The organism is Aquiflexum sp., from assembly GCF_041749095.1.
Classification (GTDB): domain Bacteria; phylum Bacteroidota; class Bacteroidia; order Cytophagales; family Cyclobacteriaceae; genus Aquiflexum.
Window position 1 is genome coordinate 1 of sequence record NZ_JBGTCA010000391.1, and the last position, 18159, is coordinate 18159.

Consider the following 18159-nt stretch of genomic DNA (forward strand, 5'->3'; position numbering starts at 1 on the left):
GATTCCTTTATTTTCATCATAATAATGGCTAAGGGCTTTCCTTAAATCCTTAATGGCCAGTTTTAGATGGACCTCGACTGTGCGTTCCGAAATTTCAAGGATTTCTCCAACTTCTTTGTAGGACATATTCTCATCCTTAACCATTTTAAAAACAAGCCCTCTTTTGGGAGGCAACTGCTCGATGACCTGATGAAGTAAAGTACCCAAATCATTATTTATCATTTTTTTTCAGGATCATTTTGATCGATTAATAAATTATCCTGGATATCATCAAAAAGCACATTTCCCGAATTCTGCTTTTTATTGTTTTTGACATAATTCAAGGCCTCGTGTTTGACCATTTTGAAAAGATATCCTTCAAAATTCCGGATCGTGGTAAGAGATTCTTTTTTCCGCAACAGCTTGAGAAAAACCTCGGCAACGACTTCTTCTGCCTGATCAAACCTGGGAACAAAAAGCATGGCTAACCTGATCAATCGGGTATGGTAATGATCAAAAAATATGGAAAAAGAACGTTCATCATTTCTTTCCACTATATTTTTTAAAAGTAAATTAAGTTTCAATGGGTTCATTGCACCATCAAGGTACAGAAAAAAAATTAAAATTTGGCTAGGCTATATTTGTTTTATAAAAGTTTGGTAAATATCCCGATTTGGTCATATTTGGGGGAAACGTAAATTCTGAAATTGAAGGTTACTGTATTTTTGATTTTTTCCGGGGCTCTTGGGTATTCTTAGGAAAACGAAATGAGGGAGATTTCAAGATCAAAAAACCCAAAATTTATATGTATGTACTTTAAGTCGAAAACCGGGGGTTTGTGCTTTCAATATTTTCATTTTTAGAAAATTGGTGTAAGCTTTTTACTTCTTTTATATAGAGGCGTTTATTTGTAAAAATAACCCCAGTTGGTTTTAAAAAATTGATGCATTTTAGATTAAAGATTGCGCTTTAGGAAGGGCAGGGAAATACTTTGATTAAATACTGGAGGTGTTGGCGGACAAGAGTTTGATGAACTTATTAAAATGGAACAAATGGGCGGGAAGAGGGTGGTGCTTAGGAAACGAAGTGAGGATAGTCTCAATAATTAAAAAACCAGACCGGAGGCCGGACTGGTTTTGCAGATTAATAACCCTAAATCTATCTTACTTAATTTCCTTGACACATCTAAACCCGGTATGATTCAGACCTGAATCCTCACTGGATTTCATCCTTCTGGAAACCCTATACCCGCTGCAATAGGAATCATTGCATAGAAACGACCCCCCACGGACAACCCTTTTGGGAATCCATGGCTCCTGGGGGTCAAGGGATTCGGCAGGACCCTTGGATCCCTCATTTTCTTTCATCGCATAAGCATCAAAATGATACCAGTCCTCGCACCATTCCCAGACATTCCCGGCCATGTCATATAGGCCGTAACCGTTGGCCTCAAAACTCATTACAGGTGAAGTCCCTTTAAAACCGTCCTCTCCCCTGTCTTGGTAAGGAAACATCCCCTGCCAGAAATTTGCCTTGCTGCTTGCATTTTTGGCGGGTTCATTTCCCCAGGGATAGACAGGGTCTTTCAGACCTCCCCTTGCTGCCCACTCCCACTCTGCTTCCGTTGGCAATCGCTTACCTGCCCACTGGGCATAGGCATTGGCATCCTCATAGGAGACATGGACCACCGGATGGTCCATCCTGTGATTTATATTGCTTTTTGGGCCTTCCGGGTTTTTCCAATTCGCCCCGATCACCCAACGCCACCACTTTCCCGGGTTGTCCATGGGGACCGGTCCACTGGTCGGATGGAATACCATGGAGCCCGGTTGCAGGATATCATCTGAGGGTTTGGGAGTTCCAGGTGCAACTTGATCCTTAAGTTCCTCCCAATCTATGGGTCTTTCGGCTACGGTTATGTAACCTGTCTGTTGTACAAATTCCATAAACTGGCGGTTGGTCACTTCATGGGCATCCATCCAGAAACTTTTCACTCTTACGCCATGCCTGGGAAATTCGTCAGGATCAGCCTGTTCGTTGTTTCCCCCCATTTCATAATATCCTTCGGGTATAAAGCCCATCTCCCCAAAGGGTAAGTCGGATTTCTTTGAATTGGACATTTGTGAAGCATGTTTTTCTTCTTTTTCATTGTTTTCTTTGGAATTACAGCCTATTACCAGCAAAACAATAGTCAGGCAGCACAGGAGAAATAAATGGTGGAAAGTGAGGCTTTGCTTAACTGTTAATTTCATATTCATGGTTTTGTAATATAAGATAAGGGGTAGGCCCAGCAGACTAAGGAAGTACAAGCTAATCCACCACTGCTGCCGACCGCACGTTCTTCCCGGTGCGCCCGGTTAGGTCGTCGCCCAGATCTGCGCGTGCCTCCTCGGCCAGCTCCAGTAGCCTCAGAACCATGTCCGGGTACAGCTCATGCACATTAAACTGCTCACCCGGATCAAGAGTTAGGTTGTATAGGCTCTGGCTCACTTCTACCCGGGCGTTCTTCCCTGGGAAGCCATCCTTTCCGGGAGTTCCTTGGGCGACAGAGTTGGAGGTGTGGGGCAGCACCAGTTTCCAGTTACCCTGCCGCACAGCCCGCAGATTGTTCTGGTCGTAATAATAGTAAAACACCTTTCTCGGGCCCTGGCTCGTCTTTCCCAGCAGCAAGTTCGCAAAAGAAAGCCCATCGATCTTTTTCTTCGGCTGGGCCGCCCCGGCAAGCTCCACCAATGTGGGCAAGATGTCCATATTGGTCAGCAACTGGGCAGAAATGCCGCCGGCCGCCACCTTGCCAGGCCATCGGATGAGGCAGGGTACCCGAGTTCCTCCTTCCCAAGAGGTCTGCTTTCCTTCCTTAAACCCCCCAGAGGAACCAGCGTGGTTTCCATAAACGAGCCAGGGACCGTTATCGCTGGTAACGATGAGCAGCGTCCGGGAAGAAAGTTTTTGTTTGTCTAACGCCCGCATTACCTCCCCTACCGACCAGTCCAGTTCCATCAGCACATCTCCCAACAGTCCCGCCTCGCTCTTGCCGCGGAATTTCCCAGATGCAGCCAGGGGAACGTGGGGCATGGGGTGGGCAATGTAGAGGAAGAATGGTTTCTTTTTATGTTGAGAAATAAAAGATACGGCTCTTTCCGTCAGGCTAGTGGTCAACTGTGCCTGGTCTTCCAAGGTGCGAATGATGTCTACCTGCCTGTCCCCCTCAATTAAAGGCAAGGGTGGGTACTTGCCTCTGCTGTTGGCTGGATCTGTGATGGGGGTACCGTCAAAATGCACCGGCCACATATCGTTAGAATACGGAATGCCGAAGTAGGAGTCGAAACCGTAGCTGGCGGGGTAGTAGGCGGGCTGGGACCCCAGGTGCCACTTGCCCAGTATAGCCGTTTGATATCCTTTGGGTTTAAGCAGGGAGGCGATAGTTTCCTCCTGAGGATTCAGTGCTATCTTGGACCAAGGAGGCAGTGCTCCGTGCAGGCCCAGTCGGTTGGGATAGCATCCGGTGAGTAAAGCGGCCCGAGAGGTGGTGCAGACGGCCTGGACAGTGTTGAAATTAGTCAACCGAAGCCCCTCCCGGGCCAGGCGGTTGATGTTGGGCGTGGGCACATCCAACATTCCATAAGGTTCAAAGTCGCCGTAACCAAGATCGTCGAAGTTGATGATGATAATATTTGGCGCATGCTCGGCAGGAATAGTGCTTCGCAGGACAAAAGCCGTTGCGCTGATAAGGAGAAGCGAAAAAACAATTATTGTAAAATTTCGGATTGACATCATAGATTTATTCTTTTGTAAGTTTTCGATTTGACAGGTTAGTCTCAGGCAGTCACCAGAATCTCATTTTCTTTTCTAGTTTGCAGCCCAACTTTTAGAACGATTGTGTAATCTTCGGCAATATTTCCTTTTGTGGTAAATCCAAAATGCGTATATGATTAAACACTTTTAATATTATAATCAATAGGTTTTCTGATCTGGATGTTTGCTTAAAACTTATCTTACATTCTTACTCGTTACTCAATCGGTTGACTTCTACAAAATAGGCTCCTCTTGAAGTTCCGTCTTTTTCAATCAACCAGGTTTTTACCTCCGTGTCACCAGCCTCAAGTTCAACCTCAAAATGAACTTCCGTCGCTCCCTGCACTACCGGCTTTAATTCATCAACCATATATTCAATATATAAGCGGGCACTAGTGGCAGTAAGGGGAAAACCAGCTATCTCAGGTCTTTCCCGCAATATGAAAGCATAACGGCCAGCTTCCGTTACCCGAACCCTCCAGGGACCGTTGCTCTTAGGCCGTTCCAATATATGTGGTTGATTCCATGGTGGTAAATCATTCATTATCCAGTCATGTGCATTAAGCTGAACGGGATTCTGTTGATCCGCACCGATGTATAAAGGTGTGGTTTCATGGAACCGCTGACTGATATCATCCCACCAAAGGTTATATTCACTACGCAGTTTATCAGCCACTTCAGGATGGTCTTCTATGATATTGTTTTGCTGACCTGGATCCTTTTTTATGTCATATAAAAGTGTACTGTCAATTAAACGCCAGCGATCAGTCATAACAGAGGTCTGTTTCCATTTAATAGGATCAACTACACGTTGGTTGTGAACAAAAAGCGTTCGTTCGGGCCAGGTTTTATATTTGTCGGTAAGCAGCGGAACAAGCGATGTTCCGTCAAATTCTACATGTGCAGGTTTGGGGATATTGCAAAGCTCCATCAAGGTGGGCATCATATCTATGTGAGCAGTGAGATGGTCAATATCACGGCCACCTTCAATTCCGGCAGCCGGATAATAAACATATCCAAATACGCGATGCCCGCCATCATAATGTGAACCTTTCGCACCTTGCATGCCATTGTTATAATGGTCAGACCATTCGCCTTTCTCATTTTTCGGCCAAAAATTTGACCCCATGCAAGTTCCGTTGTCTCCCATAAAAATCAGAATGGTATTATTCAAAAGCCCCCAATGTTCCAACCGATCCATCATCACGCCAAGATTATCATCGATATTGGTTATCATTCCCCAAAATATTTTAAGTGGATCATTTGTGTTTACATCTTTGTAAAGATCCTTATATCGCTCAGACACATGTGGACGAGTTTGGTGTGCTGCATTGGTAGGCAAATAAAGAAAAAATGGGTGGTCTTTGTTTTCATTTATAAAACTCAAGGCCTCATTGAACCAAACATTGGTGCAATAGCCCTGAAAAGGTCGCCAAACTCCATTATCATTATAGTGATCTTCAAAATAGTCATTACCCCAATAATCAGGTGTCTGGCCTACCCCGCCGGCACCATGAACAATGGCTTCATCGAACCCCCTGAATCTAGCTGCATAAGGATAGGAATCACCCAGATGCCATTTCCCGAATATACCTGTACGATAGCCTGCCTCCCGGAATACTTCCGCTATAGTGGTTTCATCCTCGCGGAGAAGGTTTCTGCCAATGACCGTATGCCAAACTCCCACGCGTGCTGAATAACGGCCAGTCATCAATGATGCCCGGGTCGGTGCACAAGTAGGATCTACATGGAAATTCTCCAGACGAACACTTATATCACGAAGCCTGTCCATATTTGGTGTGATCACGTGGGGGTGGCCGTGTGAAGCAATATCGCCATATCCCTGGTCATCTGTAACAATAACAATTACATTTGGCTTCTGGGTATCTACTTGTGCATAAGTGGTTAATCCCAATAATGCGAAAGGAACTGCTATCAGGCTTTTTAATATTTTCATTATTCTTCAGTTAGTAATGGTCAGCTCGATGTATTCATTTTCAAGTATCAAGTGTTTCCACTCCTGCTCCACCCTTTCGTTGATGTACTGGTCATTCAGCTTAAGCGGATAATAGTGCCACGAGGCTCCCTGGTAAGCTTCGCCCCTAAAAAAGATGGGACTTTTTTCAGCCGGCGCAGCTGGATATGTAGGCAAAACAACCTGTTTTTCTTCCAGAATGACTTTTGATTGTGCAAAGGAATGTTGGGCAATTATGAATAATAATCCAACAAGAAAAGAAAATGGTTTCATGAGATTTTACTAATTAAATATCATTGTTGAGCATTTTGGCTGTTTAGTTCCTAATCCCCTCTCTGGCTTCCTTTGCCAGATTTGCCTATGCCTAAGGTCATATTTACCCAGATTTAAATCCTGAGCATAGGCTTAATTTCTGAAACAGGTATTTTACCACTGTGCCACAGGTCATAATCCATTCCAATGCTCTTCAACGTTTTTACCATGATAAGTCCTGGAGGGAACTGCATAAACACCCCAATGAATGAACATGCCCAATTTGGCTTCTTCCCATTAGTTCATTCGAATTTTTATGTCTTGGGCAAATCCTTTTTGAATGGAGTTATATCAGCATTTTCCGGAAGAATACCTATATGTGGCTCTTTAGATGTGGATACAGAATTTGCCCCCCAACTAGCCAATTTTCCTTTTTGATTTCCCCAATCTACGGCATGTGCAAGCCATTTATAACTTGTTCCAAAAGCATTTCCAAATAAAATAAGAGAAGGTTTTTCTGTATCAACATTCACTACTTTTATACCTGTTACATTTGAATCTGGTTTACTACAGATGATACAATGACTGATCATTGTAATTCCTGCAGGATGCTGGGCACCATGTTCACCTATCTGAATAACTACTCCTTCATCTTTCCACATAATCATCTGGGTCCCAATAAAAGTATTCTCAAATGCATCGGATAATGTAACTAAAGGCTTGGTTTGTCTTGGATGCCCATGAAAGAAACAACCAACAAACTGCATTTTCCTTTGACGGCGATCGGATCGAATGGGAACCGGGCCTGCACTGATACGTAAAGCATCATTGGTGGGAAAATGAATCATTATACCTGAAAATTGAGTACTGTTAATTGTGGGATTTCCAAACCCATTTGTCTTTCTGGATATTTCAATCCATTCAGGTTCAATGAGCAAAGCAGGATATTCCTCACTTCCGCAATTATCCGAAATAATCAAATTGGAAAAGAGATTTTCAATGACACAATCACTAATCCACAGGCCAGGTCCATCTGTCGAACGCACATGGATGTCATGGATCGTTGACATTTGAAGGTGCCGAAGCCTGATTCCCATACATTCATCTTTTCCGTCAATCCAAATATTATCCATAATCACGTTGGATATCAGTTTGTCCTCTCCTACTTCTGTTTCATCACGAATTGTGGATTGGATAACAGGTCCTTTATATCCCGGCTTTGGCACAATGGTTGTCCCACCGGTAGCCGTTATCCGACATTTTGACTGCCAAATATCCAGATATCCATCAAATTCAAAAGGGCGAAATGAAGAATCTAAAATTAAAGTTTTTGGCAAATCACGATTGGTCATCATTTGATCGTAAGCATATTGAACTGCTTCAACATCAGATTTAAAATCAGCTGTACGAAAATGTCCCCTTTTAGGGTGAGTAGATACTATCACACCTGCTTCTGAAACATCATTCAAATTAATATTTGGCCTTTTGGGTTCATCAAAAGGATTTTCGACTTGAATATCGGTGGCCGAAAATGAATTCAACGGCAACGTAATGCCCAAAGCAGTAGCTGCACCTAAAAAGTTTCTTCTGTTAAATTTTTTGTTATCCATTGTTATATTATTTTTTATAAAATTAAATGATGATATTTTCTAATTTCAAAATGCTTTCAATAAACTATCGAGCCGTGTCACTATCTCGGGATGCTGTTCACTTAGATTAATACTTTCTGAAGGATCTTTAATCAGATTATACAATTCTTTTTGACCTGTCTTTGAATTAACGATCAACTTAAAATCCCCCTTTCTTATTACCATGTCATTTTCCATTTGTGGAAATATCCAGAAAAGACTTCTGTCTTCTAAATCAATTTTACCTTCTAAAACGGGTAATAGGTTTACACCTCTGATCATTGGATCAGTATCATGAATTCCTGCAAAAGCATGAATGGTAGGAAAATAATCAATGGATGACACTAAGTCTTTTTCATTTTTCCCAGGAGGAATCTTTCCCGGCATACTAAATACTACCGGCACTCTTATCCCTCCTTCATATATAGAACCCTTTGCACCCCTCAAAGGAGCCAGATCGGATTTGCCGCCAACACCTCCATTGTCCGAGGTGAAAACAATCAATGTCTTTTTGCGTAAACCCAATTTTTTAACCGCATTTACAATTTTTCCCACATTTTGGTCTAACGTGTGAATCATTGCTGCATATTCAGCATCTCCGTCATTTAGATTCTTAACTTCAACATAATATTTTTGCAAGTCTTCCTTCGCGTAATATGGTGAATGTGGATTATAATAATTGAGAGAAATAAAAAATGGATGCTCATTGTTTTTTTTTATGAAACCAATTGCTTCATCAGTAAGTCTGTCAGTTAAATATTCTCCAGGCTTTCCATCCTTGTTTAAATCCTCAATTAATCTTTTTTGTTCAGTACGCATGGTTTCGTATGGGAAAAAATAGGTTGGAGGAGAGCCATAATTTGTTGTACCTATCTGAACATCGAATCCTTGATATAACGGATGGTAGGGGTCATGCCCCAAATGCCACTTCCCAATATAACATGTTTTATAACCCTCTCCCTTTAAGATTTCTGCTACTGTAATTTCTTCCAAAGGAAGATAGCTTCGGGTTCTGATATTATTCCCTATTTCGAAAAAATCATAATTATCTCCGCGAGGTACCCCATAGTCCCAATTGGGAGGTGGTTGTAATGATGTGATTACAGAGAACATTTGATTATCTGCTGGATATTTTCCAGTCATAATGCTGGCTCTGGTTGGAGTACACATTGGTCCCGCGCTATATCCTTGGGTAAATACCATTCCAGAGGAAGCCAACTTATCAAGGTTCGGGGTTTCAATAATTTGGTTGCCCATAAAGCCAACATCTTTCCAACCTAAATCATCTGCAAGAATAAAAATGATATTAGGTTTTTGCTGGGCATTAACGTTAATTCCACTTGCAAACAGCAAGAATATAAATACTGAAAGAATTTTTTTTATCATGGTAATGACTTTTTTAATGATATTTATTGAATTTCAATTTTAAATAGTTTTTCATACTGCTCTTCAGAATAGACAACTGGTTTGTTCATTTCATCTAACCAATTTCTGAATTCACTAAACATCATTTTAACTTTATCGGGGTACCTAAAAGAAAGATCATTCGACTCAGAAATATCCTGGGACAAATTAAAAAGTACTGGCCTCAATGTATCAATTCCCATAAGTTTCCAATTATCTTTAATTATAAACCAACCAGGAGGATTGCCTTCACTTCTGATAAAATCACTTTTTTTATTCAAAATCTTTAGGTTTTCCGTCACCCGGTTAGTAATAAATGCTTCATCATTTTTATCGGGCAAATCAAATGGTTCCATAACATCACAGGCCCATATCAGTGAATTCCTTTCAAAATTATCTTCATTATTCTTCAAGATTGAAAGAAAGCTTTTACCATCCAGCTTATTCTCCGGCTTAATTCCTGCATATTTCATTACGGTTGGCATCACATCCATAATTGAAACAAGTGATGAAAAGGTTTGTCCACCCTTCATTCCTGGAAGATAAGCTATAAACGGTACCCTGACGGCACCCTCAAAAACAGTCCATTTACAACCTCTTAAAGGCCCATTGCCAGGAACGGGAACCATATAATCACTAAACTTCGTCCAAGATGGATCGTTTTTAACAAAACCCCGAAGAAACCTTAACCGACCTACACCATTATCAGAGCCGAACATGATTAAGGTATTTTCAGAAGCACCCATTTTTTCCAGCTGTTTCAGGATTTCACCAATTCCATAATCCATGCCATACAGGGTACCAAAATGAACGTCAAGATTTTCTGAGCCACTATTAATAGAATCCATGTATTTTTGAGGTGGAGGAGGAACCGGTCCATGTGGTTCATTGTAAGAAACCTTTAAGAAGAAAGGTTGCCCGGAAGCATCTGCCCTTTTAAGAAACTCAATAGCCTCCTCGGAAGTTTGATCTGCCAACCATCCTTTAGCTGGTATATTTTGTCTGTTTCTGAAAAGAATTTCTGATTCATATTTTTCGGCCCAAGAATTATTGAAACCAAAAAAATAATCAAATCCAACATCATTTGGGTGCCTTCCTTCAGTATCACCTAAATGCCACTTTCCAACCATGCCAGTCATATATCCTGCATCTTGCAAATATTTTACCGTTGAAAGGGCATCCAAAGCTAATCCTTCAGATTTTTCCATATCATCATTTGAATAAATGCCATAACGTTGCGGATATAAAGCAGTCAATAAAGCCGCACGGGATGGTGCACATGTAGGAGCAGCATAGAAGCTAGTAAACCTAGCTCCCATCTGATACAATTTATCAACATTGGGCATGCACTTTCTAGCCGCCTCAAAACAAACATCAATAGGTGCCTCTAGATCAGAAATTCGATCTATTGACTTATAATAATCGGCGTTAGGTGTATTTAATGTATTTGCGTGGGCAAAATCCATATAGGCTCCCAGTTCAGTAAATCCTTGGTCATCAGATATAATAAGAACTACATTTTTATTTTGTGCTTTTACAGGTGCAATAAGCATGAAAAGGGTTATTCCTGTTAATAAAGCCCCTGCGAAAGCAGCAGAATTAAAAAAAAATTTCCTACGATTTACACTTTTATCTTCTTCCATCGTTCTTTTTATTTAATAATGATATATATGCCAATTCATCCTTTTAAAACCTGAAATCAGGAGATTTTTTCAATATAATGGTTATTTCCTCTTCCTAATTAATACCCAGGTTGGAGGTCTAACCCGACAACAGGTTCGTATTTGTTTCTTTATTTTTCTTAGACTGCAATTTGATTATTGCTCACTATCAAGATACTAAATTAAGTAGCTTAGAGGCAGGGGAAACCATGTACGCGTCTTTCGGAAGGCCTGCTAACAGCATTTTCACAGCATCAACTTGTACAACGTGGTCTGTTGTTATTGTCAATCAATATCCAGGATTCTGGGTAAGGTTTGGATTCAAAATGATTTCGTCGAAAGGAATTGGCCACAAATCATGATACGGTTTAAAATTTGCTGCACCAAGGGGATTTGATTCCGCCATGCTTTGAACTGCTTCACCTAATTTGCCCCATCTCTTTAAATCCCAACGCCTGTGAAATTCAAAAGCCAATTCCCATTTACGTTCATCCATTATGGCTTGTCGAAATTCCTCCTTACTCAGACCAGACAATCTTTTTGCAGGATCACTATCGAAAGCACGATCACGAATGCTGTTAATTTTTGAATAAGCCTCTGATGTAGGTCCATTTAATTCATTCTCTGCTTCTGCATACATTAAATAGGCATCTGCAAGTCTGTAAACAATAATATTTTTACCACTATTGAGTCGCGGACTTCCATGATCCAACATTTTTTCGACATACCTATTATTTAGTTGTATCCAACGGTCATATATACCATCCCCATCTGGATCATCATAGAAACCATTAAAATTATAAAGAGGTTTTCGCTTATCGTCTGGATCAAATGAACCAACAAATTCATTTGAGGATGATAGCAATCCGAAGCCATTAAATTGATAATCAATTTCAGTGGCTGAAAACCTGGGTTCATCAACGGCACGGGGAGTAAAAGCAGTGGGAATCCAAGTAGGGTATATATCACGTACTGCATCTTTCTCCCAGATTATTTCATCATTATATTCATTGTTAATACTAAAAATTGCACCATAATCCGGTAAGAGTACATGCGGAGATTCATTAACTATTTTTCCCGCTGTAATTTTTGCATTATTCCAGTCTTTTTTAATTAAGTAATACTTTGTAAGTAACATCATAGCTGCCCATTTACTGGCACGCCCTTTATTGGGTCCTTGATATGAAGATGGAAGTTTATTTGCTGCATCTTCTAAATCAACAATCATCTGATCATAAATTTTGTTTACAGGAGTCCTTGATAAGGTTGAAACCTCACCAACCTTAAGTGCCTCTAACCACATCGGTACATCTCCAAAATAATTAGTTAATACATAATACATCAAAGCCCGCAAAACTTTTGCCTCACCAATAGTTTGATTATAAACATCAGGAGAAAAGTTATTTTTGGTTCTTTCGACATTCTCAATAACTAAGTTGGCATCTGCAATTGTTCTGTACAATATTTCCCAATGCTCTCTTATATTCGCATCTTCTGAGGAACTTAAAGTATAAACATGTGGTGGGAAATTAGCTTCCCTACCTCCAGTTGGCCGTGCAATGTCTGTTCCCCAATGAGAATAAGACATATAACTTCGATTAGTTCCTGTTCCATAAAGAAAATCAAAACCTCTGCTGTATATACCATTCACTGCGCCAATTGCTTCGGCATCTGTATTGAAAAACTGAGATGGATCCATGATATCTCTTGGTTCCTCTATTAACATTTCACTACAGGCCGTCAATAAAAGGATGGTAATTATTGATATTATTTTATTAGGTTTCATAAACTATTATTTAAAATTCAACATTAATACCTACCGAAAATGAACGATTATTGGGATAAGTATAACCATCATATCCTCTTAAAATTGAATGTGTGCCTTGTGAGTTCACTTCCGGATCGTTGCCCCAATCGTAATTATGCAAGATGAATAAATTATTCCCTGCAACATAAACCTGGGCCCTGTTTAACCAGGCAATATTTTTAGTAATAATATTGTATGCAAATCGAAATGTTTGTAATCTTAGGAACGAGCCGTCTTGCACATCAGTGGAATGAGTATCACTCATATTTACAGATACTACTGAACCAGCTCTCGGAATATCCGACGTATTGTTTTCAACGGTCCAGCGATTAAGTGCCATTGCATGAATATTACTTGCAAAACCACCATAAAATAAACGCGGGCCGAATTCACTGTATATTTCATTTCCATAAGTACCCGTGAAAAATAAATCAAGTTCAAGATTTTTATATCTAAATTTACTCTCTATTCCTCCATAAAAATCAGGCTGTGGGGTACCTAATATTTCACGATCAGATGTCCTTTCAAATTTTCCGTTTCCATCCACATCTTTAAATTTTGGATACCCTGGTTGTACGTTTGCCATAAACCCATTGCTCGCATCAATTTCTTCCTGGGATTTCCAGGTTCCATCGTAAACCAACCCATAAAATACTATAGCAGGTTCGCCGACAATTAATCTTGCACCCTTTCCTACATCAATAAAATCCTTACCTCCCAAATCAAGTACTTTGTTTCTGTTGGCAGCAATATTGAAAGAAAGTTCCCAAGAAAAATTGTTGGTTGTTATTGGATATGTCCTAATAAATAATTCCACTCCTTTGTTTTCAACTTCCCCAATATTGATTAACCTTGAAGCATAGCCTGTTTGACGAGGAATTTCAACCTCCAACAAAAGATCTTTTGTACGCTTATAGTAATAATCAAATTCAAAGGAAAGTTTTCCATCAAAAAATCCACCTTCTAATCCCAAATCCAGTTGATCAGTTGTTTCCCATCTTAAATCTGGATTTGGGATGTTTCCTGATCTATAGGCTACCCATTCGCTGTTATTAAAAAACACTCTGTTTACTTGAAGACTGGGTAAAGTACTATAGATGCCGATTGCCTGATTACCTGTTTTACCATAGCTGGCCCTTAACTTTAAGTCACTGAAAATACCTGTCTCTTTAATAAAGTCTTCTTCAATAAGCCTCCATGCGACTGCTGCCGAAGGGAAAAACGCCCATTTATTATTTGCTGCAAGCCTTGAAGATCCATCATAACGACCTGTTAAAGTAAAAAGGTATTTCTCATTGTAAATATAATTTGCTCTTCCAAGAAATGAAATCATAGTCCAGTCACTAAATCCTGAATCCGAATTTCGGAGTAAAGGATTTCCAGTGCTCAGTCTGTTGTATTCCAGAACATCATTAGAAAAGCCATCACCTGATGCCCATAAAGACTCCCTTTGAGAATTCTGGTATGTTGCTCCCCCAAGAAGATTAATAGAATGGTTTTCAAAATCTTTCATATAAGATATTGTATTTTCATTTAGAAATTCTCTTGAGGTTGAATTAGAAATACGTGCATAACCACCACGATTTTGGTCTTTTCTTGCGGGTAATTCACCGGGTAAATACAAATTAGTTTTAGAATAATTAAGGTCAGCACCAATTGTAGATCTTATAGATAATCCATTTTGAAAATTTGCTGATAAATAATAATTTCCGAGGAAGCGGGTATCAAAAGTGTTATCCTTAGTCATCAATGTTGTTTCCAACATATTCGGAAAGAAATCTTGAATCAATGAGTTATAATCGTTATATGAACCATCTTCTTTGTAAACTGGTGTTGTTGTGTACATATCTTTAAGCAGGGTATAAAAATCTACTTTATTATTATTACGTGCAGTTCTGCTTATGTTCAGTGTAGTTCCAACGGTCAACCAATCAAAAATATCAGCATCCAAATTTAATCTTTGTTGATACCGTTCAAATCCGGAATTTACGATAAGACCTTCCTGGTTAAAGTAATTTCCAGATAAAAAATATTTTATTGATTTATTACCACCGGAAAATGAGATATCTGTATTTTTTATTGGAGCGTCATTTGTCATTACTTCCTGCCAGTCAGTATGTGATACACTGGAAGGATCTGGAAAAGCTACTGCTTGGTTGAGATGTTCCTGATGTTCTTTTGCATAAGCTGCCCTGTCAGGTCCTTTAAGAAAATCAATTTTACCTGCCAAGGTTTGAATTCCATAATACGAATTAACATTTACCCTGCCGACGCCTTCTTTTCCCCGTTTGGTAGTAACTAAAATAACTCCATTAGCTCCCCTGGCTCCGTAAATTGAAGTAGCTGATGCATCTTTCAATATTTCTATTGATTCTACATCATTTACATTAATGGAATTCAGGTCGCCTCCGCCGATAAACCCATCAATTACAAACAGTGGTTCGTTCGAAGCATTAATGGAATTTCCACCACGTATGCGAATGGATGTCCCTGTACCTGGTTCACCATTTAATGATGTAACTTGAACCCCCGCAGCCTTTCCTTGCAAAGCCTGATCTAATCTGGGTGTAGTAACTGCACTTATCGTTTCGCTTTTAATCTGTGAAACTGAGCCCGTTAAATCGCTTTTCTTTACAGTACCATATCCAATAACCACAACTTCATCCAAAGAAGACATGTCAGGATTTAAAGTTACATTTATCTGGGATCTGTTATCCACTGCAACCCGCATGGACTCAAAACCTATATAGGAAAAAATCAATGTCGCACCTTCTGGAACTAAAATGGTATAATTCCCATCAATGTCAGTCACTGTACCTGTAGTGGTTCCCACCACAGAAACAGAGGCTCCCGGCAGGGGATCACCCTTATCATCAACCACCCTGCCAGTAATTGTAATATCAGCTACGGAAACCAGTACTTGCCCACTACCCTTCCTTTTCAACACGTCAATCCCGTGATTTACCTGCCTGAAGGAAAGATTGGTCTGCTGCGCTGCCTCCTTTAAAAAATCAATGACCGGACCCTCTTTCTTTGCAAATGTTACCGTCAGTTGTCGGTTTACATCCCTGTGTTCATAAGAAAACTTGAAAGGAGTCTGCCGCTGCACCTCACTGAAAAACTGATCGAGACTCAAATGATCAGCCGATAAAGTGACCCTCACTTCTTCTATGTTTCTATATTGGCCGGATGCATTCAGGGCCAAAACCAGGTTTAGCAGCAGGGTCTGCAAGACAAAACCATATAGAAAGCATTTGGAAAGCATAATGATTGCCTTTAGTAACTTATTTTTCATAATTTTACATTGGTTTATTGAATAATCGATTTCGGTAAGCTAAGCCTGCCATGGTGCCATTCCCCAATGATTGCCATGTGCAGGTTTCCTCTGAAGCCGGAAGGGAGCTTGCTCCATTCTGGCTTTTTTCTATGATGTGTCTGTCTTGGTCATGATCTTAGAAAGTTAGTGTTACTGCCTTACCCTTTATCTTGTAGTCAAATTCCTTGATATAAGACATACTCTCAAGTACCTCCTCCAGCATCTGCTGTGGGTATTCCCCCGAAAACTGCCAATTTACACCTTTGGCATTTTTAAGTGTGATTTCTACGCCATACCACTCTTCCAGCTCTTCCTTCACCTCCCTAAGTGAAGCCCTGTGAAACCGTAGCACACCGTCCTTCCAACCCAGCACCAGCGAAGCATCGAAGGTATTTACATCAAAGGATTCGGTGGCATTGTCAAAATTCAGCATTTCGCCTGGGAACAAAGAGACCATGCTTTGCGAAGAGGAAACCTCCACTTTTCCGCTTACAAGGGCAATATTTGTTTTCCCGGCTTCCTTGGTATTGATATTGAAGCTGGTACCCAAAACGGTGGTCAGCAGGCCATCTGTCTTCACTTTGAAAGGTCTCAGGCTGTCCTGCACCACCTCAAAATACGCCTCTCCCCTCAGGCTGACCAGCCGGTTTCCGTTTCCGAATTTCTCCGGAAAATCAAATTCGCTTGAGGTGTTCAGCCATACTTTGGTACCATCTGCTAAGGTGATCAGCAACTTCTCCCCTTGTCGGGTGGACTTTTGGATATATGTTTCTTCAATTTGGGAAATTTCTGGCTCCAGGCTTACCTGAGAAATTGGAGCAATAAACCAAGCAAGGCCTAAACCGGCCACAAGGATGGCAGCCACCCTACTCATCTGACCCAATCCATCCCAGAATTTTGTCCAGGTTGGCCGTTGTCCAACTGCTGATTTTGATGCTATAGGTGTAACTTTTTCTCTTTGCTTTAGTACTTGCTGAAGCACATCTTCCTTCAATCCAACTGGTGGTTCAGATTTAACAAACTCAGTCCTCAACAAAATCTCCTTGGCCAACCGCATGGCGGGAAGCTGTTCCGGATTGGCTTGCCGCCATTGGTCCCAATAGGCTTCCAGTTCCTTATCCGGTTGCTTTACCCATCGGATAAATTCCTGATGGGTCAAAAAATCTTCTATGTTGTTCATTTCTCTCACAGGTAAGCTAATAGTGTTGGTATAATTTTTATTTTCATTTTATTTGAGAAGGTAAACCCCACATGGCTAAATCATTTTTCTCAAATACTTTATGGCTTTATACATCAGGTTCCTTGTGGTCTGCTGATTTTCAAGACCCATGATCTCCTGAATTTGTAGATATGAAAGGCCTTCGTAGAAGCTGTAGTAGATGATTTCTCTTTTACGTGAACTCAATTGAGCAATGGCTGCATTGAGTTTGGTTATTTTTTCCTTGGTGAGTTGCTGGTCTATTAACTGTGACTCGAATGAAAGGGTAAAATGAATGCCTTCCGAAATCTCCTCCAGACCATTTTTTTTCGCCTGCCATGCAGCATGATCCTTGATCAAACGCCTCTTGAGACACTTAAAGAGGTAAAACTTAATGTCATCTGTATCTCCGAGGTACTGCCTGCGCTCTCTCAGGTTGATAAACATGTCCTGAAGTGCATCTTTGACCACTGAGGAATCGGATATGATCCTAAAGCCATACTCATATAAAATATTGAAATAGCGTTCGTAGATAAAAATAAATGCGGACTCATTTCCTAGTCTAAAGGCATTCCATGCAGATGTATCCGACCGGAAAGCACTGGGACTTATATCGGATAAGACCTTCCCGGATTCATGGTAAGAGGGTGAAAGTTTCTTTTCGGGCATTTTGGGTTATGGCTTTTCAGCCCTTTCTGAATTTTTTCAGTCCGGGGTTTCTGTAATACCTTATTCTGATTTTTTGAATGAACAGCAAATAAGAATCGGTTCTCATACTACAAAGTAAATAAAGATAGAAACGTAACCCCTATAATGACAAAATATTTACAAATTAATCATAACCTACTGATAAGCAGTGAGATCAATTTATCATTTACATGGATTTCAGATATTTGTAATTGACCCTTTAGGCAGCCGTCATTCTGAGGCACGAAGAATCTCCAGAGGTCCTATTTATGTTTATTTTAATCATTTTCGGATCCTCATGAGACCCCCCGAATCCCCCCGATAGCTATCAGCCTTTTTCATGGATAGGTTAATTTTAGTTATTTGAACCTAAAATCGAGTTTGTAGTCATAAAGCCAGGGGATTTTTGGGGATATATTTTCATTTTCGAGCTGTTGGGATATGTTGTGATATTTTT

General features: G+C 40.4%; 13 protein-coding genes and 1 pseudogene. All 14 read right to left on the bottom strand.

Translation table 11 applies throughout. From position 1 onward, the window contains the following. Positions 1-222: sigma-70 family RNA polymerase sigma factor (locus tag ACEW8O_RS17745; protein WP_373495967.1), on the bottom strand; the 222-nt coding region annotated here is incomplete at its 3' end. Further along, positions 219-533: an RNA polymerase sigma factor gene (locus tag ACEW8O_RS17750; RefSeq protein ID WP_373495968.1), complete on the bottom strand. Its 315-nt coding sequence runs from the start codon at positions 531-533 to the stop codon at positions 219-221. The genes ACEW8O_RS17750 and ACEW8O_RS17745, both read right to left, overlap by 4 nt. 609 nt (positions 534-1142) lie before the next feature. After that, positions 1143-2231 carry a formylglycine-generating enzyme family protein gene (locus tag ACEW8O_RS17755; RefSeq protein WP_373495969.1) on the bottom strand — a complete coding sequence of 363 codons (1089 nt, stop codon included), beginning with the start codon at positions 2229-2231 and terminating at the stop codon, positions 1143-1145. A 58-nt stretch (positions 2232-2289) separates the two neighbouring features. After that, positions 2290-3756, bottom strand: a complete 1467-nt coding sequence (locus ACEW8O_RS17760; RefSeq protein ID WP_373495970.1) for a sulfatase — start codon at positions 3754-3756, stop codon at positions 2290-2292. Positions 3757-3982: 226 nt separating this feature from the next. Continuing rightward, on the bottom strand, positions 3983-5731 hold the full coding sequence (locus ACEW8O_RS17765) for an arylsulfatase (protein WP_373495971.1): 1749 nt from the start codon (positions 5729-5731) through the stop codon (positions 3983-3985). Positions 5732-5737: 6 nt separating this feature from the next. Beyond that, positions 5738-6022: a hypothetical protein gene (locus ACEW8O_RS17770; protein WP_373495972.1), complete on the bottom strand. Its 285-nt coding sequence runs from the start codon at positions 6020-6022 to the stop codon at positions 5738-5740. 171 nt (positions 6023-6193) lie between these two features. After that, a pseudogene (locus tag ACEW8O_RS17775) lies at positions 6194-6286 on the bottom strand (hypothetical protein); the annotation flags it as partial. Positions 6287-6315: 29 nt separating this feature from the next. Then, positions 6316-7611, bottom strand: a complete 1296-nt coding sequence (locus ACEW8O_RS17780; RefSeq protein WP_373495973.1) for a hypothetical protein — start codon at positions 7609-7611, stop codon at positions 6316-6318. Between the two features lie 45 nt (positions 7612-7656). After that, on the bottom strand, positions 7657-9015 hold the full coding sequence (locus ACEW8O_RS17785) for a sulfatase (protein ID WP_373495974.1): 1359 nt from the start codon (positions 9013-9015) through the stop codon (positions 7657-7659). A 23-nt stretch (positions 9016-9038) separates the two neighbouring features. Then, the gene (locus ACEW8O_RS17790; protein WP_373495975.1) at positions 9039-10676 is read right to left on the bottom strand and encodes a sulfatase-like hydrolase/transferase; all 1638 of its coding nucleotides are present in this window, start codon (positions 10674-10676) and stop codon (positions 9039-9041) included. A gap of 307 nt (positions 10677-10983) precedes the next feature. Beyond that, the gene (locus ACEW8O_RS17795) at positions 10984-12480 is read right to left on the bottom strand and encodes a RagB/SusD family nutrient uptake outer membrane protein (protein WP_373495976.1); all 1497 of its coding nucleotides are present in this window, start codon (positions 12478-12480) and stop codon (positions 10984-10986) included. A gap of 10 nt (positions 12481-12490) precedes the next feature. Continuing rightward, entirely contained in the window at positions 12491-15706 is a 3216-nt protein-coding gene (locus ACEW8O_RS17800; protein WP_373495977.1) for a SusC/RagA family TonB-linked outer membrane protein, read from the bottom strand. Positions 15707-15953: 247 nt separating this feature from the next. Next, the gene (locus tag ACEW8O_RS17805) at positions 15954-16997 is read right to left on the bottom strand and encodes a FecR family protein (protein ID WP_373495978.1); all 1044 of its coding nucleotides are present in this window, start codon (positions 16995-16997) and stop codon (positions 15954-15956) included. Positions 16998-17072: 75 nt separating this feature from the next. After that, on the bottom strand, positions 17073-17684 hold the full coding sequence (locus ACEW8O_RS17810) for an RNA polymerase sigma factor (protein ID WP_373495979.1): 612 nt from the start codon (positions 17682-17684) through the stop codon (positions 17073-17075). Between the last annotated feature and the right edge of the window lie 475 nt (positions 17685-18159).

Coding starts and splice junctions, on each gene's coding strand:
- ACEW8O_RS17755 (WP_373495969.1), bottom strand. CDS start 2,231: ATGAAATTAACAGTTAAGCAAAGCCTCACTTTCCACCATTTATTTCTC.
- ACEW8O_RS17780 (WP_373495973.1), bottom strand. CDS start 7,611: ATGGATAACAAAAAATTTAACAGAAGAAACTTTTTAGGTGCAGCTACT.
- ACEW8O_RS17805 (WP_373495978.1), bottom strand. CDS start 16,997: ATGAACAACATAGAAGATTTTTTGACCCATCAGGAATTTATCCGATGG.
- ACEW8O_RS17795 (WP_373495976.1), bottom strand. CDS start 12,480: ATGAAACCTAATAAAATAATATCAATAATTACCATCCTTTTATTGACG.
- ACEW8O_RS17765 (WP_373495971.1), bottom strand. CDS start 5,731: ATGAAAATATTAAAAAGCCTGATAGCAGTTCCTTTCGCATTATTGGGA.
- ACEW8O_RS17810 (WP_373495979.1), bottom strand. CDS start 17,684: ATGCCCGAAAAGAAACTTTCACCCTCTTACCATGAATCCGGGAAGGTC.
- ACEW8O_RS17785 (WP_373495974.1), bottom strand. CDS start 9,015: ATGATAAAAAAAATTCTTTCAGTATTTATATTCTTGCTGTTTGCAAGT.
- ACEW8O_RS17790 (WP_373495975.1), bottom strand. CDS start 10,676: ATGGAAGAAGATAAAAGTGTAAATCGTAGGAAATTTTTTTTTAATTCT.
- ACEW8O_RS17770 (WP_373495972.1), bottom strand. CDS start 6,022: ATGAAACCATTTTCTTTTCTTGTTGGATTATTATTCATAATTGCCCAA.
- ACEW8O_RS17760 (WP_373495970.1), bottom strand. CDS start 3,756: ATGATGTCAATCCGAAATTTTACAATAATTGTTTTTTCGCTTCTCCTT.